A 20,177-nucleotide genomic window follows, 5' to 3' on the forward strand; every position below is an offset into this window, starting at 1 on the left:
CAGAGCGCGGTTCATCGTTCAACCCCAACAGCCCCAACTTAGAGAAACGCTGTCGCCATCGTGACACCACATCCTTACTGGTACCCAAGCGCTGAGCGATGTCATTTCCTGACTCGCCTGCGGCACAGGCGAGGATTATCTCCGCGCGCAATCGAGCGTCCTGAGCGCCTTTACGGAGCTTGATGCGGCGTAGCAGCTCTGACTTTTCAGTTTCGGAAAGGATAATGACGGTTGCTGGTCGACCCATGTCGATGCCCTTGGATAGTGAGCTTCTACAGAGCCTAGCTCAGATTTTCAGCGGTACTTCTGAAACACCACACTAGGTAGGTTGAAACTGCTCTCGGAATTGTCGGTGCTAGGAACAGTATCCGCCGTGGCAGAGGCAGTGCACCTCACCCGCCCAGCAGTCTCGCAGCAGTTAGGATTGCTGGAGCGCGAGCTGGACGTGGCATTGGTGGAGCGGTCAGGTCGTAATGTAGAGCTGACGCCAGCAGGGCGGCGATTGGTGGCGCGGTCGTCTGAGCTCTTTCGTCTTGTGAACGATATCGAGGCCGAAATCGCCCAAGGTCGCCAAGAGATTTCAGGTGTCATCCGACTCGCTTCCTTTGGTTCTGCCGGAGTTGGCCTGGTGCCCAAGTGCGTCCAATTTATTGAGCAAAACCATCCGCAATTGGCCGTCTCGCTGATTGAACTTGAGCCGGCTGAAGGCTTGAAGGCCGCCGCTGCAAACCAGGTGGATGTTGCGATCGTTGATGATATGGTCGATGCAGAGCCTTTCGCAGAAAAACTGGATTTTCTACCGCTGTGCCCTGACTACTTCACTGTCGTAATGTCTTCCCGGCATCGCCTGGCTGATCGTAAGAATCTTCAATTGAGTGATCTATCAGATGAGCGCTGGGCGCTGAACCTGGCCGCGATCAGTTACCACTCCTTCCTAATGCGGGCTTTCCATGCGGCAGGCTTTGAGCCGACCGTGATGAGCAACTGCAGAAATAGCGCGGCCACGCTTGAGCTGGTCAGGGCCAGTTCGGTCATCACGGTGCTTCCGCAATTGTCGCTTAAGCAGATCATGAATGACCCGGATTTCACCTTGGTGCCGATTCGCCCAGTGCTGTTGCGTCGGATCTTTACCGTGGTTCCTAAAGGGGCTAGTCGTAGGCCTTCCGTTGCAGCTGTTGTCGATGCGCTACAAGAGGTCGTGCCTGAAGATATGGGTTCCATGCTGCTAAGTTGAACGTACCTGCAGTGCTCTACGATATGATCTGTGATCATCGAGGAGAGGAGTAAGGGACTATGCTCAACCTGAGCCGGTTGCGATTGCTGTCTGAGCTCTCAGTACTGGGTACGATCTCGGCAGTAGCCGAAGCAGTACATCTGACGCGTCCCGCTATCTCGCAGCAGCTGGCTTTGCTAGAGCAAGAGCTTGATGTCGTTCTTTTCGAGCGTTCCGGACGAAGCGTGGAACTTACGCCTGTCGGGAAGCGGCTGGCATCCCGGTCTGTGGAGCTTTTCAAGCTGGTCAATGACATCGAAGCTGAGATCGCACAGAGTAAACAGGAGGTAACAGGGGAGGTTCGAGTCGCCGCCTTTGGTTCTGTAGCCGTTGGAATTTTGCCATTTGCGATCCGGGCTCTGGAGCAATCCCATCCCAAGCTCACGGTCTCGTTGGTTGAGATGGAGCCAACAGAAGGGCTTAAAGCTGCAGCGGCTAATCAGGTCGATCTGGCGGTAGTGGACGACATGACGAGCATTGAAACCCATGAGTCCAAGCTCGAGTTCGAACCGCTATGCACTGACCATTTCATGTTGGTTATGTCCTCAAGCAACCGCTTGGCTGAACTGAAATCCATCCATCTGAACGACCTGGCCAACGAACGCTGGGCTCTGAATCTCTCGGCTGTAACCTACGTGTCCTTCCTATTGAGAGCTTTTCGAGCGGCAGGTTTCGAACCGCGCGTTTCCAGTAACTGCCGGAATACCGCTGCAACGATTGAGCTCGTAAGATCAAGCTCGCTCATTACAGTGCTACCGAATTTGATTTTGGGCCCGGTTCGCAGGGATCCTGATTTCGTGTGCCTACCGGTGAAGCCGATCCTACTCCGAAGAATCTCTGTAGCGGTGCCGAAAGGTGCTTCAAAACTTCCGGCTGTCAAAGCAGTCATTGATGCCCTTAAGGCCGTGGAGCTAGAGGATGTCCATCGCTAGGACTGTCGTGTTTTGCATGGATGGGCGGGTGTCGGTCGATCCGTCTTGGGCATGCGACGCGGAAGATAAGCCAGAGCTTCTCCACAAATATGGACGAGCTCTGGGCTGTTTACTGCAAGTGATATGTCATCGCCCGGAACCTTACTGCTACAGCAACGGGATGCTGTAACTGACGATGAAGCGGTTTTCATCAGTACCTCGGGCGAAGTCAGCGCGATAGCTCGCATTCCTCCAGCGGATCCCCAGGTTCTTTAGCGCGCCACTCTGGAAGACATACTGCAGCTCGGTATTTCGCTCCCATTCATTGCCCGTGGTGCTCCCGGCCAGCTCGACATCACTGCCTTTGACGTAACGGGACATGGTGGTTAGGCCTGGCACTCCCACTGCGGCGAAATTGAAGTCGTACCGAAGCTGCCAAGACTTCTCTTTGGCGCCGGCGAAGTCATTGATCTGGACGAAGTTAATCAGGTAGGGGTCGGTGCCGTCGATGTAAGGGAAGGCGGTGTTTCCTGACATCTGCTGATAGCCGACGCCAAAGCCGTGGCCGTGGAGACTGTACGTGACCATGCCGTTGGCTGATCTGTTGTCGATTTTCCCTGCTGCTGAGCTGCCGCTGTCTCTACTTATGGCAAGTCGAAGGTCTGCCTTCAACTGGCCTGCGGGCAAGGGGACAGATCCAACCAGCCCGAAGAAGTGCTGGGTGTACACATCCTCAAGTGAACCGTAATGATACGAGCCGACAAGGTCTTTGGAGAAGGTGTAATCAAGACCTGCCACGTCGAAATGATCAGCAGAAATGCCGGCCTGAAAGCGGCGGTTCTTGTTGTTCAGTACCAGGTCTTGAGCAGCAGTCTGGTCGCGGTCAGTGACTTTCGTGAGACGGCCCGCCACGACATCAAGGGACTCGATTTCTCCAATGCTCAGTAATCCACCTCTAAAAGTCTGCGGAAAGATGCGTCCGTTATTGGCTTTAACGGTAGGCATGTCCGGGATCAGCGTCCCTACCTCAAGCAGGCTTTCTGAGAACCGTGCTTTCGCTGTTAATCCAAGCTTGGAGTATTCGTCTGGAGCTCTGCCATCATCATGCACTGGCAGAAGCCCGGTGCCTGTCCGGTCGGGGCTGGAGTCCAGCTTCAGGCCGAGCATCCCAATGGCGTCAATACCGAAGCCCACAGGGCCAGGCGTGAAGCCTGACTTGGCATCGAGAATGAAACCTTGGGCCCATTCATCGCGCTTGTTCTGGCCTGCTCCATCTCGAAAGTCTCGATTTAAATAGAAATTCTTCGTTTGCAGAGAGACCTTGGAATCCACTATGAAACCCTCCGCTAGTGCGGGAGTGGCAAGATTGCCAATACCTAGCAAGGTGCAGACCGGGATTGCGTTATGTGCCTTCATGATTACTCCAGGCGTTGTCTGCGCGCACAGGAGATGAGCGCGCAGAAATAGCCACTTTATTTTTTTGGTTGGAGTTACGCGGTATTACTACTGGGCGGTGCGGGTATCGTTTGATGCGGGTTTCTGTTTTTTTAGCAAGATGCCGATAGCCACCACCAGCATCGCTCCTACAGCGCTCGCGACGTAGTGAGTGACGTCTGCTGGGAAAGGGATTCTTGGCTCGAGCCAGATGTCACTTACCAGCATTCCGCCTGAGATCCAGCCGAGTAGCCCTGCGCCCAAGATGATGACTTGAGGAGATTTATCCATCAGGGCAAGAACCAGCCGGCTACCCCAAACGATGATGGGGATGCTTATTAGAACGCCCAAGGACACGTGCATTAGATCGCCACCAGCTGCTCCTGCTAGAGCTAGTACGTTATCCAGCGACATCACCGCGTCAGCAAGGATGATGGTCTTGATGGCGGCGACCAAACTGACACCTCCATACCGGCGCGAATGGCTTTTTTGCGCAACTCTAGCGGTAGATTCCGACACGCCAAAGCAATGATGACCGCGTTGTCGCCACCGAGGAGAATGTCGATAGCGATAATTTGCACCAGCGCAGACCATGTGATCGATTCAAAAGCCACTGCACTTCACTCTCCAAAATGCATAGGTAGCCGGGGGTTTCCCCCCGTCACCAAGGTTCACTTACGCTCGGCGTTCGTGGCTCCGAGTAGCTCACCAGAAATGGTCAAATGACCGTGATATCCCCTGACCCTCTTTTGAAAGGCCCGAGTCGCAATCATGCTTCGTTGAAAAAGCTGAATGCTTCAAGCGCAGGCGGCAGCGCCACCTGAGCATTGCGAGGTTGAGGAAGATCCTCAGTTGAAGATGTCAATGGTTCCAAGCGCAACTGCCGCGACAAACATCACCACGCATGTGCCGATACTCCAGCCGATGGATGCACGCTGGTTGTCGCCGTAGTCGATATCAAGCAACCCGCAAAGCAGGTAGGTGGAGGCAACAAGCGGACTGAGTAGATGGACGGGCTGACCAATGAGGCCTGCGATTGCCATCTCTTTGGCTCCGATGCCGTAGTGGCTCGCAGTCTCGGCCAGGATGGGGAGGATCCCGAAGTAGAAGGCATCGTTGGTCAGCACGTAGGTGAACGGCATGCTGATGAATGCAGTGATGACGGACATGAAATGGCCAGCAGACTCTGGAATGATGTGGATCAGGCTGTCCGAGATAGCTTTGATCATGCCGGTGCTGGACATGATCCCCACGAATATGCCTGCGGCGAAAATCAGCAGCGTCACTGCCATGACGCTATCGGCGTATTTGCCGATCAATTCCTTCTGGTCTTTGACGCCCGGGAAATTAACCAGGATGCCCAGGCCGAAAGCGAGCATGAACAGAATTGGAAGCGGCAATACGTTGATCATCATCAGAGTAATCAGCGTGACGGTGAGCACCGCGTTGAACAGAAAGCGCCAATCCGTCAGCTTGAAGTCGGTGTAGTGGCTCATGATCTCGTCATGGTCAAGTTGAGCAATACCTAGGCGACGGCGCTCGCGGCTGCCCAAATAGAACGCTACAAAAATTACCCAGGCAGCGCCTGCAATCATCAAGGGCAGCATTGTCATGAACAATTCTGTGATGTCGACATGCATGGCGCTAGCGGCACGCGAGAACGGCCCGGCCCACGGCAGAATGTTCATCACCCCGATAGTCAGTAGCAACACGGTGGCCAGCACTTGCAGGCTTATGCCTGTGCGTCGATACAGTGGTAGAAGCGCCGCAGTCGTGATGATGTACGTCGTTGCCCCATCACCATCCAATCCTACACAGAATCCAAGAATGGCGGTTCCTATGACGATTTTCAGGGGGTCGCCTTTCACGCATTTAAGGATCAGCTTGATCAGTGGGTTGAAGAGGCCCGCATCGGTCATCATGCAGAAGTAGAGGATCGCGAAGGTCAGCATGATCCCCGTTGGGGCCAGCATCTTCACCCCATCGAACATCATTGGCCCCAGCTGGGTCGCAAATCCGCCCAGGCTTGCGAATGCAACCGGCACCAGAATCAGTGCAACCAGTGGCGACAGGCGCTTGCTCATGACAAGGTACATGAAGCACGTAATCATTGTGTAGCTCAGGAGAGTGAGCATGTATCCCTCTTATTATCTGTTTTGTATGAGTAGTGAAATTGGTCAGCTTTTTTCGAGCCGAACGAACCCCGTGCGCCGTATGCACAGGGCTGGCGCAAGGTCGCTAGGCTGGCTGGTGAGAGAACATGTACTTTCCAGAGTGGCCCGGATCAGCCCTCAGAATGTGTCCTGTCGATGAATCTGTAATGTAAAGGCCGCGATTATCTTCACCACCAAAGGCGAGGTTGGTCAGGGTGCGACCCTCGGTGCATGATTTGAAACGATATAGCGGCACGGCATGGGCATCGAATGCCCAAACACACCCATTGCCTGCATCGCAAACGTAAAGGTTGCCTGAATCGTCCAGGGCCATACCGTCGGCTCCGCTCACGCCACCGGCCATGGCTGTGAAAATGCCGACCTTGGAAGTGGTGCCGTCGGGTTGGAGTGGGAGCCGCCAGACTGCATTGCCGCGCGTCATGGCTACCAGAAGGGCTTTCTCCTGGAGGTCCATCACCAGACCATTGGGGCTAGGGCCGTTATCCAGCAAGCAATCCAGGCGTTGCTGCGCCAGGTCGTAGCGGAAAACACGACCCGTTGGGTCGTGCATGCCTGTCTGACCTTGGTCGGTGAAGTAGAGGTGCCCTTGTTGGTCAAAGAAAAGGTCATTTACACCCTTGAAGCTCTCACTCCGACGATGCGTCAGAAAGGGTTCGATTCGCTTGCTGATTGGGTCGAGAACGAGGATTCCGTTCTTGTAATCCGCAATGAAAATCCGACCATCCCGATGAATCTTCAAGCCGTTAGGCCAGCCGTCATACTCGACCACCAGCTCCCAGTCGCCCTCTGGAGAGACGCGGAAAATCCGGCCATACGGAATGTCCGTGACATAGAGGTTGCCCGCCTGATCGAAGGACGGCCCTTCCAGGAAGCTAGGAACTTGCTGGCCTGGTTTGTTGGCTCTGACCCAGTCGGAATCGCCGTCTCGCCAAAACTCTTTTGGCAATCTGCTGAAGACCTCTGTTGGCCGTTCTTCTGGTGGGGCATACAGGCTCATGGCAAATCTCCATGTGAAAACAGGCGCACCAACGAAAACGCTCAAACGGCAGGTGTTTGAGTTCGTACTGTCAGTGTATGTCGCCAGCAGGATCTTGTTTTTTCGAGTAATGTTCTATCTGACGGAACATTGGTGCTCTTGGTAGAACACTTTCTAAGCTAATTCTCATCCTGTCAAGTCTGCTAAGACGGGCGACTCCGTTCTCTTGCATCAGGCCCAGTCGCTTCCCCACCGTTCATCGTCGCTCTCATTGACAGGTACGAAATTGTGGGTAGATACTAAAACAGAACGTAATTCTGCCTGACAGAACAATCATAAAAACAGCGCTCCGCCTCGTTGCTGCACTGCATGAATGTTCGGACAGGCTCTCCACCGCCACAGGAGAACCTCCGTGAAAGAAGCGACAGAAATCGACATCCTGGTAAGCGAAGTCGGGCCTAGAGATGGCTTGCAAAGCGTCAAGGGCACCATGCCTACCGAGCTGAAACTGGAATGGATTTCAGCCTTGGCAGGCGCTGGATTGAGGGAAATCGAGGTCGGCTCATTCGTATCTCCGAAGCTGCTGCCCCAGATGGCTGATGCCGCTCAAGTAGTTGCGCACGCCTTGACCCTGCCAGAGCTTTTTGTCACTGCGTTGGTGCCGAATCTCAAAGGTGCTGAAGCCGCTTTCAACGTCGGCATTCACAAAATTACCCTGCCCATTTCCGTCAGCGAACAGCACTCTATTTCGAACATCCGCAAGACACATGCTCAAGTCTTCGATGAAGTTCAAGCGGTCGTTGCTCTGCGCAATGAGCGCTTCCCGCATGTTCAGATCGAGGCGGGGTTGTCGACTGCTTTTGGATGCACGCTTCAAGGTGTTGTGACTGATGACGAGACGATTGCAATTGCCCTGAAGATGGCAGAGTTGGGTATCGATGAGGTCGGCCTGTCCGACACCGTTGGTTACGCCAATCCAACCCAGGTGCGTCGCCTCTTCACTCGGCTGTTCCAGGAACTCGGCTCGCTCGCTGGCAGTGCACATTTCCACAATACCCGTGGCCAAGGCTTGGCCAACGTGGTGGCTGCTTTGGAGGCGGGCGTTAAGACGTTCGATGGATCCCAAGGCGGCCTGGGCGGCTGCCCATACGCGCCAGGTGCGTCGGGCAACATCGTCACAGAAGACCTGGTGTATCTGCTGGAGTCCATGGGGCTGAAAACCGGTGTCGACATTGATCGCCTGGTTGCTGCTCGCGAAGTGCTTCGCCGTGGGCTCCCTGGAGAGCCTGTATACGGCTTTATCCCTGATGCTGGCGTTGGCAAGAATTTCACCTATGCGAAGGAGGCCGTATGAGCCAGCACGAAGAAAAGTCTCTGCCACTGGCTGGCATCCGAGTCGTCGAGTTCGTTCATATGGTGATGGGCCCGACCTCTGGTCTTCTTCTCGCTGACCTTGGTGCTGAAGTCATCAAAGTGGAGCCTGTGCCGGAAGGAGATAACACTCGGCGCCTCATGGGCTCCGGTGCTGGCTACTGGATGACCTACAACCGCAACAAAAAGAGCTTTGCGGTAGACATCAAGTCTGAAGACGGTATGGCAGCAGTGAAAAAATTGCTTGCTACGGCTGATGTTGTGACTGAGAACTTCCGGCCCGGCGCAATGGAGAAGCTGGGCCTGGGCTACGAGCAAGTAAAGGCAATCAAGCCGGACATCATTTACAGCTCGATGAAGGGCTTTTTGCCAGGCCCCTATGAAAAGCGCACGGCGCTGGATGAGGTTGTCCAGATGATGACCGGCCTGGCTTACATGACGGGGCCTGTTGGCCGACCTCTGCGTGCCGGGGCCTCCGTCAATGACGTGATGGGCGGCATGTTCAGCACTGTGTCGATTCTGGCTGCCTTGCTGCAACGTAAAGAGACAGGGCGTGGCCAATTCGTGCAGACCGGTCTGTTTGAAAACTCGGCCTTCCTGGTCGCGCAGCACATGATGCAGAAGGTTGTGACTGGCAACGCGGCGGCGCCTATGCCAAGTCGAATTTCGGCATGGGCGATCTACGACGTCTTTGAGACTGCCGAGGAAGGTGAGCAAGTTTTCATGGGCGTCGTCAGTGACTCTCAGTGGGTATCGTTCTGCCAGGCGTTCGACTTCCCAGAGCTTGGTGGGGACGCTGAACTGAGTCGAAACAACCAGCGTGTTCAGGCTCGCGACCGAATCATTCCGTTGGTGCGGGAGCGCTTGTCCGGAATGGATAAGCAGACGGTTATGGATCTCTGTGAAAAAGCCGGCCTGCCGTTCTCTCCTATCCAGCGCCCTGAAGACATGTTCGAAGACGCGCATCTCAATCAATCGGGTGGCATGGCCGAACTGACTCTCCCAAGTGGAGAGCAGGTCAAGGTGCCCATGCTTCCGTTCGAGATGGACGGCCAGCGTTTTGGGACACGACTGAATGTCCCTGAACTTGGCAGTCACTCGAAAGAGCTGTTGGCTGAGCTGGGCTACGGTAACGACCAGATAGCCCAGCTAGAGGCCAGTGGTACGGTCAAATCCGCCTGATCGTAACTGTGACGAGTCCCTCTGAGGGGCTCGCTCTCGGCGATTGTTCAAGCGTCGAGCTCGATACGACTTTCGAGTGAAATCAGCAGAACCACTGATGCAGGACGTATCGGATGCCTGCATCCACCGTTGGCCCATCCAGCCACGGTATTCATAACAACAAAACCGAGGATACAGTCATGGCTAACGTCACGACCCCGGATACTTCATTGTCCATGCCACAGTCTGATGTCATTACCCCTTTGCAACAGCAAGCTATGAAGAAGGCAGCGTGGCGCCTGATTCCGTTGCTTGCTCTGGCCTATTTCTTCAATTACCTGGATCGCACCAGCGTAGGCTACGCCGCGTTGCAGATGACTGATCAACTAGGACTCACGGCTGCCCAGTTTGGCCTTGGTGCTGGCATCATGTTCGTCGGCTACTGCCTATGTGAAGTGCCAAGCAACCTGGCCATGTATCGCTATGGTGCGCGCCTCTGGATGGCGCGGATCATGATCACTTGGGGCCTGGCGGCAGCTGCAACAGCATTCGTTATTGGCCCTTACAGCTTCTACATTATTCGCTTCCTGCTAGGCGTGGCTGAAGCTGGGTTCTTCCCAGGCGTGATTTTCTTCCTTACGCTCTGGTTCCCTGCGCAGTATCGAACTCGGGTTCTGGCATGGTTTACCGTTGCGACGCCAATTTCCTTCCTTGTAGGTGGGCCGTTGTCGATCTGGCTGCTGCAAATGCATGGCACCCTGGGACTTGCAGGTTGGCAGTGGATGTTCATCATTGAGGGCCTGCCAGCGTGTGTGCTGGGCTTGATTACCTTGAAGGTGCTTGCGAATCGTCCTAGTGAAGCGAAGTGGCTTTCTCAGGAGGAAAAGGATGCTCTGACTGGAATGCTGGATAAAGAGAAAGCCAAGTCAGACAAAAGCCATGGTTTTGCTCAAGCCCTCAAGGATCCTCGCGTATGGATTCTGAGCTCCATCACCTTCAGCTTCACCATCGGCACCTATGGTATTGGAATCTGGCTGCCTCAAATGCTCAAGGCGCAGGGTGTCGAGATTAGCCTGATCGGGTGGGTCGCGGCAGTTCCTTACTTCTTCTCGACCATTGGTTTGCTTTTCTGGGCCAAGCACGTCGACCGCACTGGCCGAGGGATTCTCAACTTGATCGCTGCGCTATTGTTGGCTGGTCTGGCATTGATCTTTGCGGTGAACATGAATGCACTGATTCCAGCGTTGGCCGGCATCACACTGGCGTTGGTGGGCACCATCTCGGCGAAGACCATTTTCTACACCTTGCCAGCTAAATTCCTCAGCGGCCAAGCGGCAGCTGGCGGCATTGCCCTCATTAACTCCATCGGAGCATTCGGTGGGTTTGTTGGGCCATACCTGATGGGCTTCCTCAAGGACTACACTCAGTCGTTCACGGCAGGTCTGATGGTTATGGGGTGCATCCTCTTCTTCGCCGCACTTATGGCTCTGTCTCTTAAATTGTTCATGCGTGACGCCTAAGCTGATCAGAACGGCGTTCTGGCGAATGGACTAGCTGCTAGCCTGACTGACAGGTAAGGTAATACCCATCTCAACGGCCCCTTCAAAGGGGCCGCTTTTTCACGATGACGCCGAGCAGAAGTCTGATGTCGCCAAAAAATGACCCCGTGGTAGTCAACGATTCGAAGAGTAATGCGGACGGAGGAGTGGCTGCAGTCGATAGGGCTTTTGCCATCCTGAGTGCATTCGAACCTGATCGCACCAGTCTTCCATTGGCCGAAATTGCTCGTCGTACAGGCTTGTACAAGAGCACCATCCTTCGCTTGATGAGTTCGTTGGAGCGAGCGGGTTTCATCAGGCGTTTCGCGGATGGGCAGTACGGCGTAGGTCACGAGCCTCTGCGTTTGGCTCAGATTTACCAGGCCTCGTTCCGACTACGGGATACGATCTACCCAGTGTTGGAAGCTCTCACTGAAGAAAGCGGGGAGACCTCTTCTTTCTATGTGATTGAAAACGATACCCGAGTCGTGTTGTTCCGGGTCGAACCCAAACGCGCAGTGCGCTTCAGCATCCATGAGGGTGATCGATTCCCACTACATGCTGGGGCTTCCGGAAAAATCCTCCGGGCATTTGGCCCGCCAGCTGATCGCGCTTTGGCTGAGGTGCGAGAGCAGTTCTGGGCTACGTCATTTGGGGAGCGTGACCCAGATACATCGTCGATCTCGGCTCCTGTATTCGGCGTTGGCAATGAGTTTAAAGGCGCTCTAACGCTGTCAGGCCCATCCGAGCGTTTCAACAAGGATCAGTTGCAAGCGGCCCGCCTGCTATTGCTCAAGCGCGCAGCTCAAGCGACCAGCCTGCTGGGGGGGAGTGGCCGAGAGATACTGGCAGCCTTGGGGCAGGGCAGGGATGCGTAAGGGGCAGGCTATCAAGCTTGTGTGAGGCGAATGATCTGCTTGGCGAAATAGGCCCCGGTCAGAATCACGCCGAAAAGCCTCAACGTTTGCATAGCCAAGACCATCCCGACATCTGCGTGCGTCTCCACTGCAATGATTGCCATGGCATCCAGCCCACCTGGGCTGGTCGCCAGATACATTGAGAGAAACTCAGTGCCGGTGGCAAGCGCGAGAGCCCAGGCACAGCTCGCGCACAGTAGGATCAGAATCACTGTACCTATGATCATCGTGGGCAAATGCTTGATGACGTAACGCACGGTGTTTCGGTCGAATCGAAGTCCGATGTAGCAACCTATCGCTCCGTAGGCGGTTGCGAGCAGCCAGTTTGGCATTGCAATTTCAAGCAGGCCACTGAGCTGCAATGTACCACCTATCAATAGGGGCATAAGCAGAGCGCCTGCAGGAATCTTGGAGCCTGCCGCGACACCGAACAGAATAACGGCGAGGCTAAGGATGATGTTTGATGCAGTAGTGTCATGAAGGGCGGCGCTAGCTTGAGCAACCTCCGGTGAGAAACTGCTGGCACCGAGCAAGTGGCTGACCAATGATCCAATCATAACGACACATACAACCCTGACGTATTGCATGGTGGCCACGACTCGAGAGTCCGCACCATATTCCTCGGCCATGGATACCATGGCGGATGCTGCGCCAGGTGCTGTGCCCCATGCCGCGGTGCTCCCTGGAATGCCGCCGAAGCGAACAGTGCCGAGTCCGACGACTGCACTGAGTACGACAGTGATCAGTGTCGCGAAAAGCATGACGTGCCATGACTGAGCCAGCGATGTGAGCACAGACCAGGTTACGGAGTGAGCCACGAGAAGGCCAACACACCCTTGGCCAAACTTGAAAAGATGCCGGTGCAGGCTCAAATTTGCGCCACATACACCGAATGCGATGGCGATCAGCATTGGCCCTAGAAACAACCCAGCGGGAACGGCTATCGCATGGAGCGCTTGCCCCGCCAGCCCTGCGATGCCGACAAGGGCAATCCATCGGAAGGTCTTTCGAGCAAGCAAAGACTTAGGTGCTGTGGTTTGCAAAGAAGTGGATCTCCTGGCGATAGCTCAGCTTGAGCAGACCTAAGGGCGGCAAAAAATTATCGACCTCCGGAATGATGAAGTCTATTTTCTACTTTCGATTAACCTATAACTGAAATTCATGAATCATGGACTTTCGTGACCTTGCCTATTTCGAAACGATTGCAGAGCTGGGGCATCTGGGCCGAGCTGCCGAAAAGCTGAACCGGAGCCAGCCGGCGCTGAGCAAGAGCATTCAGCGTTTGGAGGCGTCTTTAGGCGCGCGGCTCTTCCAACGGGACGGTAGACGGATCAAGTTGACAGGCGTGGGTGAATTTCTGCTTGCCCGGGGTAAACAGCTGCGCCTCAGCATTGCGGAGACGGAGCGAGAAGTCCGGGACTATGCCAGTGGCCTGGTCGGTAATATCAGGCTAGGGTGCGCAGCGAGCATGGCCGACTATTTGTTGCCGCAACTGACCGAGGCTCTCCTGAGCAGGGCGCCCAAGCTGACGCTCAAGCTTTCGATCGGCCAGGATGACGTGCTGAAAGAGTCGCTAAGGGGAGGAAGGTTGGATGCGATCATTTGCCCGTTGATCGCCAATGATGCGGATTTTCAGAGTTATCCAGTGTTGCAGGACGAGGCGGTGGTGGTCGCCAGCGTAGACCATCCGATTTTTTTGTCTCCTTATGATCAGCATGCGCTTTGTCAATATGGGTGGGTGCTACCTGGCTCAACCGTGTCGGCCAGGCGTTGGATTGACAACGCGTTCATCGAAAGGCAGTTACCTGCGCCAAGCGTTCAGATTGAAACAAACTCTATCTCTCTGTTGCCTCGGCTAATCGCCCGTACCCGGCTGTTGAGCTTTCTGGCCCGTGAAACCTTGGAATACGGCCAAGGCATGTCCAGGCTTCGAGAAGTGCCGTTAACGGAAACCACTATGAACCGCACGGTGGCGGTTCTGGTGAGAGCAGAAGGGTATCTACCGCCTGCTGCGGTCGCCATGATTGAGCTCTTGCGTGAAAAGGGCTCATCTTTTCTTGATGAGGGTTGAAGGCGTAACGTTAATGTGAGTGAGGGGTGCTACCCACTGCCCCGCATTGACGCTGATGAAACGAGCACTGTTGGGTATGGCTGACACGGGAGAGCGCAGGCAGAAGCGCAAGGGTATGTCGCGTCGGAGTTCCATGGATATGGGCACTTACACCCAACCGCGTAGCATTGTCGAAATGTAGTGGTCAACTCATCCCGACACGGTTTGGAGTTTTTCTTCAGCTTTCGCTGGAGCCAGTCCATCGTTGAACTGATGCGGCCGGATCCAGTTGTAGTGGCCCATCAGGTATTGGCCAATGTCTCGTTGAGCTTGCTGCCCGGTCAGGTAGCCCGTGGTCGGTATCCACTCTGATTTCAAGCTGCGAAATACTCGCTCCATCGGTGCATTATCCCAACAGTTGCCTCGGCGGCTCATGCTCTGGCGCATGCGGTAGCGCCACAGTCTCTGGCGGAACTGACGGCTGCCATATTGCGATCCCTGGTCAGAGTGGAACAGGAGTCCTTGAGGCTTTCCACGTTGTTCGTAGGCGACGTCCAGCGCTTTGACCACCAGGTCTCCATCCGGCTTTTCTGATAAGGCCCAGCCAACCACTCTGCGTGCATAGAGATCTAGGACAACTGCCAGATAGTGCCATTTGCCCTGTGCCCAGACGTAAGTGATGTCTCCACACCAGACCTGATTTGGAGCTTCGACATCAAACGCTCGGTTCAAGGTATTCGGTATATCTGGCCGCTCCACTGTGGCCTTTTTGTACGCATGTGATCCTGGCTGCTTGCTGATCAACGCCAGCTCACGCATCAGGCTGCGTACCTTGAACCGCCCGATTTGCTCACCCTCTTCTTGCATCATTGCCATGATGGTACGGCTGCCGGGCGCACTTCGACCTCGCGTGAACAACTCATTCACTCGACTGCGCAACCGTAGTCGTTCAGCGTCCGGAGTTCGCCTTCTGTGACGATGTGCGTAGTAACTTGAGCGAGTGACTTCGAACACTTCGCACAAACAATCAACGGGCTCATGGTCGCTGAGCTGGCGGATCAGCGCGTACGCTCGAGATCTTCCGACATCAAGAGCGCGGTAGCTTTTTTAGTATCGATTTCTCGCGTTCAAGGCGCGTGATCCGGGCTTCCAACTCTTGGATTTTTTGCTGCTCTGGCGTCAACGCTTTGCTGGCCGGCGTAACGCCGCCGCGCTCCTGCTGAAGTTGATTAACCCATCGGCGTAGGGCCGACTCGACCAAGCCGAGCGAACGGGCCGCTTCGGCATGGCTGTAGCCTTGATCGAGCACCAGGCAGGCAGCTTCGCGCTTGAACTCAGGGGTAAAGGTACGGCGTTGCTTGGTCATCGGACACCTCTCTGTGGCGAGCATTCTCGCCTAAATGGGTGTCCGGGGTTAGTAGACCACTACAAAACGGCCTTCGTCCGATAGTATGAATGCCGTGGGTTAACTTCTTAATAACGTGCAATAGTGGCGTGGCGTGGTGGAGGGCGAAACTGTGAAAAACAACACAGTGGAACCCATCCCATGCGCCTGGCCTCTTCTCGCCCTCTGACGCGTAGCTACTGGCTACAAAGTCTGCAGGACAATCTTCAGTCCACGTCGCCCTTAGAGGGCGAACACAATGCCGATGTTGCGATCGTCGGTGGCGGTTTTGTAGGGCTGTGGACGGCGCTCACTCTTAAGGAGCGTGGCCCGGACATCAATGTCGTGGTACTGGAGCAGGACATCTGCGGTGGCGGGGCATCCGGTCGCAATGGCGGTTTCGTCATGTCCTGGTGGCCGAAGATTGGGTCGCTGCTGAGCTTCTGCTCCAGGGAGCAAGCTCTGTTTCTGGCCCAGGCAGCCGAAGACGCCATTACTGAGCTGGGCGAGTTTTGCGAGCAGAATAAGATCGACGCCCACTATGTTCGAAAAGGCTGGATCTGGACGGCGACCACTCCAGCTCACATTGATAGTTGGAACAGTACGCTTGACGTGTGTGAACGTCTGGGTGTCTCTCCATTCCAGCGCCTGACGGCCGACGCGGTGGCCAGGATGACAGGCTCCGACGTGCACCTTGCTGGCGTTTATGAGCGCAGTAACGCCACCGTCCAGCCTGGCGCTTTGGTGCGTGGAATGCGGCGCGTCGCAATTGAGGCTGGGATTCGTATCTTCGAACAGACTCCAGTCCAGAGCATTGAACCGGGCAGAACGGTCAGTCTTACGTCCACCAATGGTCGCGTCCATGCAAATGCCGTGGTGCTCGCAAGTAACGCCTGGGCGGCTTCTATTCCCGAGTTGGCTAAGCTGGTTGTCCCGGTGAACAGTTCTATCGTTGTCACCGCGCCAATTCCGTCGAAGCTGGAGCAGATGGGCTGGACGGGCCAGGAGTCCATAACCGACTCGCAGTTGATGGTGGACTATTACCGCACCACGCGCGATGGCCGTATTGCGTTCGGCAAAGGCACGGGTGCTTTGGCTTATGGTTCGCGAATTGATGACACCTTCAGCCGGCATGACAAGAGCATTGAGCTGACTGAGGCAGACTTCCGCCGCACATACCCCAACTTATCTTCGACCGAGCTCACGAACGCTTGGTCGGGGCCGATTGATCGTACCTACGACAGCCTACCGGTATTCGGCACCCTGGCCGGAAGCCAGAACATTCACTACGGCATTGGCTGGAGCGGGAACGGGGTCGGCCCTAGCCGTCTCGGCGGTCGCATCCTTGCCAGCCTTGTACTCGGTAGCGAGGACAAGTGGAGTACTTGTCCTTTGGTAGGTCGCGTCTGCAAGACCTTTCCGCCAGAGCCATTGCGCTACTTGGGTGGCTCGCTCGTTCGAAATGCCGTGATCCGCAAGGAGCGCGCTGAAATGAGCGGCGTCCGACCGTCCGCTATTGACCGCATGCTGGCTGGGCTCGCCCCAGCCGGACTTGAAGACAAAGCCTGACCATACAGGAGCCAACGACATGACCCCGATCGTTAAACGCCTTGCTGCAGATACTGTGTTCTCCGTCTCGACACCGGTCGCCCACCCACTCGGCGACGTTATTTCCCAAACCCGTCTTGCCCTTGATGAGGTGGTTGAAGACCCGCGCTTTTCGTTGGGGATTTGGACGTGTACGCCGGGTGTCTGGCGGCGTCAGGTGCTGCAGGCCGAGTACAGCTATTTCATCAGTGGCAAGGGTGTTTTCACGCCTGACGAAGGCGAGGCCATCCATTTCCAGGCGGGAGACGCCGTTTACTTCGCACCAAACACAATGGGTGTCTGGGAGATTGAGGAAACCGTAACCAAGCACTACTTCATCGTCGGCTGACTGGCCCTCGTACCTTCCATAACTTCAATAAGAAAGGTCGCTATATGAGCGTGTTCGATATCATCGAAAATTCGCCCGTCTCCAAGTTTCACCGTAAGTTGCTGCTTGCGTGCTGCGGTGGCCCATTCTTGGACGGTTACATCCTCAGTTTGATTGGCATTGCCCTCATCGGCTTCGCCAACGACATTCCGGCATCGCCAATCGAGACTGGCCTCATTGGTGCCGCGTCGTTGATGGGCATTTTCTTCGGCGCGACCGTGTTCGGTGCCCTTACTGATCGGATCGGTCGGGAGACCATGTATGCATTGGACTTGACGGTGCTCATCATTGCCTGCGGCTTGAGCGCTTTCGTGACTGACGCTTGGCAGCTCATCGTACTTCGCTTCATCATTGGCCTGGCGGTGGGGGCTGACTATCCGATTGCCACCTCGTTGCTTACCGAGTTCACTCCCTCCAAGCGTCGCGGGTTCATGATCGGCCTGTCCGGGCTGGCCTGGTCGGTTGGAGCGATGACGGCTTTTGTGGTGGGTTACTTGGTCGTCAAGTTCAGTGGCGATCATTCGCTTTGGCGTTGGATGCTGTTCAGTGGGGCTGTGGTTGGCCTGATCGTGGTGATCATGCGTCGTGGCATTCCAGAATCGCCTCGCTGGCTTGCAAGTAAGGGGCGTGTACAGGAAGCGGAAGAAGTTATCCGTCAGGTCTACGGCACCTCAGTAAAAATTACTAAACACGATATCGACCAGCTTAACGACGGCGGGCGCCCACGCTCCATACTGGCCGACCTGAAAATGATCTCCTCAGGTGGCTATCTCAAGCGCACGATCATGTGTGGCGTGCTCTACTTTGCTCAGATTACCCCTCAGTACGTGCTCTATACCTTTGGTGGCATGATCCTGATTTCCGCCGGTATCAAAGGCGTGAACGCGTCCACGTTGGGTGAATTGCTGATCGCTACGCTGTTCGCCATTGGTGTGATTCCTGCGCTCAAACTCGTGGAAAGCTGGGGCCGTCGCCCGATGGTGCTAGTCCCGTTCGCGTTGATGGCTATTCCGCTGTTCGTTTTGGGACTTTGGGCTGATGCGCCCGCCTGGTTTATCATCGGCGCATTCGCATTCTATGCGTTCGTGTCGGGCGGACCGAGCATTTTGGAATGGATCTATCCCAATGAACTATTCCCTACGTCCGTTCGAGCCACAGCGGTGGGTGTGGCTGTGGGTTTCAGCCGCATCGGTGCAGCGACGGGTACCTATCTGACGCCGATTGGCATTGAGTCCATTGGCTTGCAAGCGACACTGATGATTGGTGCTGCTGTTACATTGCTGGCATTCTTCGTCTGCTTGGCCTGGGCACCGGAAACTAAAGGTCGATCTCTGCAACAATCTGCGTCGCTGAGTCTGGCGACCTGATTGAACGCGTCGAGCACTGTTCTGGCTCGACGTCCAATATACGCCGCTGCTAGGGTGGAAGCAGGGTCCGGCGGCGTGGGTGGTACCTAGCCATCCACGCAGCAGGGCGTTTCTCCATCTCCAGCCAGGCAGTTCATCATCATGTCGTTCAGCGTTCAGGACATTATCGACAACGTATCGTTACGCACTCGGCTGCTGACCGGCATGGAGGGCACGCCGCGAACCTTGCGGTGGGCCCATGTGTGCGAACTGCCTGATCCAAGCGAATGGCTGGGGGAGGGTGACCTGCTGATGACCACGGGTATCGGCATACCGCCTGAGCCCGAGCAGCAAAGAGCCTATGTCGCTCGGCTCTCTGAGGCCAAGGTGGCAGGCATGATGATCGGTGAAAATATGCAGGCCCCGGCGGATCTGTCTGGTTTGTGCGATCAAGCATCACTGCTGGGTTTTCCGGTGCTGATCACTCATTACTCGGTGCCATTCTCCGCGGTCACGAAAGCCATTTTGGATGCACGGCAGCAAACTGAAGATCAACGTCGACGTGCCGTTGTGCGTCTCTATGAGAGCGCAAGGATCGGGCTTCGGCATCTGGGTTTGAATGGGCTGCTGCGAAGGCTCGCCGACGATGTCGCAGCTGAGATTTATCTATTCGACACGCGTAGTTTACAGCCGTGGGAAGAGGGGCTGGAGCCCCTGCCTGGGCAATGGCAGCAGGTACTCCACTCGCGTCCGCGTCTCACTTACGATCTTACGCGTTGTCATGACGGCGAGAGCGAAGCGTACTTCATGGCACTGCCGGCATTGCCGGAGTGCGCGATTCTTGCCACAGGTGGTCAGTTGCTGGATTACGGCATTCTCCATCATATTGCCTCGGTGCTGGCAATCGAGTTGGAGCGCGTCCAAAGCGAGCATGAACGCATGCTGCGCTTAGGCTCGGAGCTTGTTGACGATCTGCTTAGCATGAGGTTGACAGAGCGTGCAGCCTCACAGCGGCTTGAGCAGCATGGGTGCCCGCCAGGCTCTGCTTGTTTGATTGTGGCCCGGATGGAGTATGCCGCACCGATCAACTGGCAGCGCGATCTTTGCCGGCAGGGCACAATGCTGGTAGCCCGCCAGGCGGGTGATGAGCTGGTGATCGTGCTGGCCGACCCAAAGGCGTGCCAATCCCTTCTCGGGGTACTGGGGTGTAACTTAGGCGTAAGTACCTTGCTGGGCACCGCGCTCAGAGCGCAGGAAGCGTTGCGGGAGGCGCGTCTGGCGTTAGCCCATTCGACGCCAGACCGGCAGATCGTCGAATACGCCAATGCCTTGGACGAAGCATTCTGGCTGCCTGGCGATCTGGCGCAAGCTAACAGGATGTATCGTCGAGTCATCGGCGGTTTGGTTGATTACGATTGCCAGAACGGTAGTCAGCTTGTTCATACCCTACGGGTATTCCTGGAGCAGGATCGCTCATGGCAAAAGTCCGCGCAGATACTGAAAGTACACAAGCAAACATTGATCTATCGAGTGCGTCGGATCGAGGAGATCACTGGGCGATCCTTGGACGACACCGAAGGGGTCGTGGCGTTGTGGATTGCACTGCGCTCAATGGCAATTGCGCTTGGGGGCAATCCCGGCTTCTTGTCTACTCCGAGTTGAAAAAC

17 protein-coding genes and 1 pseudogene are annotated in these 20,177 nt (G+C 55.6%); 11 read left to right on the forward strand and 7 right to left on the reverse strand.

The window, feature by feature from the left end; all coding sequences use genetic code 11:
* A partial coding sequence (locus D886_RS27880) for a helix-turn-helix domain-containing protein (RefSeq protein ID WP_155951427.1) occupies positions 1-247 on the reverse strand: 247 nt, incomplete at its 3' end.
* A gap of 81 nt (positions 248-328) precedes the next feature.
* Between D886_RS27880 and D886_RS27005 the strand changes: the two genes are divergently transcribed.
* Both D886_RS27005 and D886_RS0115105 read left to right on the forward strand, forming a co-directional pair.
* Positions 329-1,234, forward strand: a complete 906-nt coding sequence (locus D886_RS27005) for a LysR family transcriptional regulator (RefSeq protein ID WP_081717502.1) — start codon at positions 329-331, stop codon at positions 1,232-1,234.
* A gap of 59 nt (positions 1,235-1,293) precedes the next feature.
* Positions 1,294-2,205: a LysR family transcriptional regulator gene (locus D886_RS0115105; protein WP_027594720.1), complete on the forward strand. Its 912-nt coding sequence runs from the start codon at positions 1,294-1,296 to the stop codon at positions 2,203-2,205.
* Between the two features lie 147 nt (positions 2,206-2,352).
* On the opposite strand, the gene D886_RS0115110 is transcribed toward D886_RS0115105, so the two are convergent.
* The 4 genes and pseudogenes from D886_RS0115110 to D886_RS0115125 form a co-directional block, all read right to left on the reverse strand.
* On the reverse strand, positions 2,353-3,600 hold the full coding sequence (locus D886_RS0115110) for an OprD family porin (protein ID WP_050580757.1): 1,248 nt from the start codon (positions 3,598-3,600) through the stop codon (positions 2,353-2,355).
* A gap of 87 nt (positions 3,601-3,687) precedes the next feature.
* Positions 3,688-4,232: pseudogene (locus D886_RS27010) on the reverse strand (TerC family protein).
* A gap of 234 nt (positions 4,233-4,466) precedes the next feature.
* The gene (locus D886_RS0115120; protein ID WP_027594722.1) at positions 4,467-5,753 is read right to left on the reverse strand and encodes a CitMHS family transporter; all 1,287 of its coding nucleotides are present in this window, start codon (positions 5,751-5,753) and stop codon (positions 4,467-4,469) included.
* 103 nt (positions 5,754-5,856) lie between these two features.
* Positions 5,857-6,789, reverse strand: a complete 933-nt coding sequence (locus D886_RS0115125) for an SMP-30/gluconolactonase/LRE family protein (RefSeq protein WP_027594723.1) — start codon at positions 6,787-6,789, stop codon at positions 5,857-5,859.
* A 391-nt stretch (positions 6,790-7,180) separates the two neighbouring features.
* Between D886_RS0115125 and D886_RS0115130 the strand changes: the two genes are divergently transcribed.
* The 4 genes from D886_RS0115130 to D886_RS0115145 all read left to right on the forward strand — a co-directional run bounded on the left by D886_RS0115130 (position 7,181) and on the right by D886_RS0115145 (position 11,716).
* On the forward strand, positions 7,181-8,122 hold the full coding sequence (locus D886_RS0115130; protein WP_027594724.1) for a hydroxymethylglutaryl-CoA lyase: 942 nt from the start codon (positions 7,181-7,183) through the stop codon (positions 8,120-8,122).
* Positions 8,119-9,321 carry a CaiB/BaiF CoA-transferase family protein gene (locus D886_RS0115135; RefSeq protein WP_027594725.1) on the forward strand — a complete coding sequence of 401 codons (1,203 nt, stop codon included), beginning with the start codon at positions 8,119-8,121 and terminating at the stop codon, positions 9,319-9,321. The genes D886_RS0115130 and D886_RS0115135 overlap by 4 nt, the downstream gene beginning before the upstream one ends.
* Before the next feature lie 113 nt (positions 9,322-9,434).
* On the forward strand, positions 9,435-10,820 hold the full coding sequence (locus D886_RS0115140; RefSeq protein WP_256215109.1) for an MFS transporter: 1,386 nt from the start codon (positions 9,435-9,437) through the stop codon (positions 10,818-10,820).
* Between the two features lie 125 nt (positions 10,821-10,945).
* On the forward strand, positions 10,946-11,716 hold the full coding sequence (locus D886_RS0115145) for an IclR family transcriptional regulator (RefSeq protein WP_050580646.1): 771 nt from the start codon (positions 10,946-10,948) through the stop codon (positions 11,714-11,716).
* Between the two features lie 11 nt (positions 11,717-11,727).
* Here D886_RS0115145 and D886_RS0115150 read toward each other — a convergent pair whose 3' ends face one another.
* Positions 11,728-12,798, reverse strand: a complete 1,071-nt coding sequence (locus D886_RS0115150) for an AbrB family transcriptional regulator (RefSeq protein ID WP_050580759.1) — start codon at positions 12,796-12,798, stop codon at positions 11,728-11,730.
* Between the two features lie 125 nt (positions 12,799-12,923).
* Between D886_RS0115150 and D886_RS0115155 the strand changes: the two genes are divergently transcribed.
* On the forward strand, positions 12,924-13,826 hold the full coding sequence (locus tag D886_RS0115155; protein WP_027594729.1) for a LysR family transcriptional regulator: 903 nt from the start codon (positions 12,924-12,926) through the stop codon (positions 13,824-13,826).
* A gap of 189 nt (positions 13,827-14,015) precedes the next feature.
* Here the strand turns inward: D886_RS0115155 and D886_RS27885 are convergent.
* Positions 14,016-15,171, reverse strand: a protein-coding gene (locus D886_RS27885) for an IS3 family transposase (RefSeq protein ID WP_155951429.1) whose coding sequence is annotated in 2 segments (ribosomal slippage) — positions 14,016-14,907 and positions 14,906-15,171 — 1,158 coding nt in all. Because the reading frame shifts where the segments join, the coding sequence is not laid out codon by codon here.
* Positions 15,172-15,351: 180 nt separating this feature from the next.
* On the opposite strand from D886_RS27885, the gene D886_RS0115170 reads away from it, so the two are divergent.
* From D886_RS0115170 to D886_RS0115185, 4 genes are all read left to right on the forward strand, one after another.
* Positions 15,352-16,758 (forward strand): FAD-binding oxidoreductase, encoded by a 1,407-nt coding sequence (locus D886_RS0115170; RefSeq protein WP_027594731.1) that lies wholly within the window; start codon positions 15,352-15,354, stop codon positions 16,756-16,758.
* 19 nt (positions 16,759-16,777) lie between these two features.
* Positions 16,778-17,125, forward strand: coding sequence for a cupin domain-containing protein (locus D886_RS0115175; protein WP_027594732.1), 348 nt, complete (start codon positions 16,778-16,780; stop codon positions 17,123-17,125).
* A gap of 44 nt (positions 17,126-17,169) precedes the next feature.
* Positions 17,170-18,531, forward strand: a complete 1,362-nt coding sequence (locus D886_RS0115180) for an MFS transporter (RefSeq protein ID WP_027594733.1) — start codon at positions 17,170-17,172, stop codon at positions 18,529-18,531.
* Positions 18,532-18,672: 141 nt separating this feature from the next.
* On the forward strand, positions 18,673-20,172 hold the full coding sequence (locus D886_RS0115185) for a PucR family transcriptional regulator (protein ID WP_027594734.1): 1,500 nt from the start codon (positions 18,673-18,675) through the stop codon (positions 20,170-20,172).
* The last annotated feature ends 5 nt before the right edge of the window (positions 20,173-20,177 follow it).

Origin of the sequence: Pseudomonas sp. LAIL14HWK12:I7, assembly GCF_000483465.1 — a bacterium.
In the GTDB taxonomy this organism is placed as follows: domain Bacteria; phylum Pseudomonadota; class Gammaproteobacteria; order Pseudomonadales; family Pseudomonadaceae; genus Aquipseudomonas; species Aquipseudomonas kermanshahensis.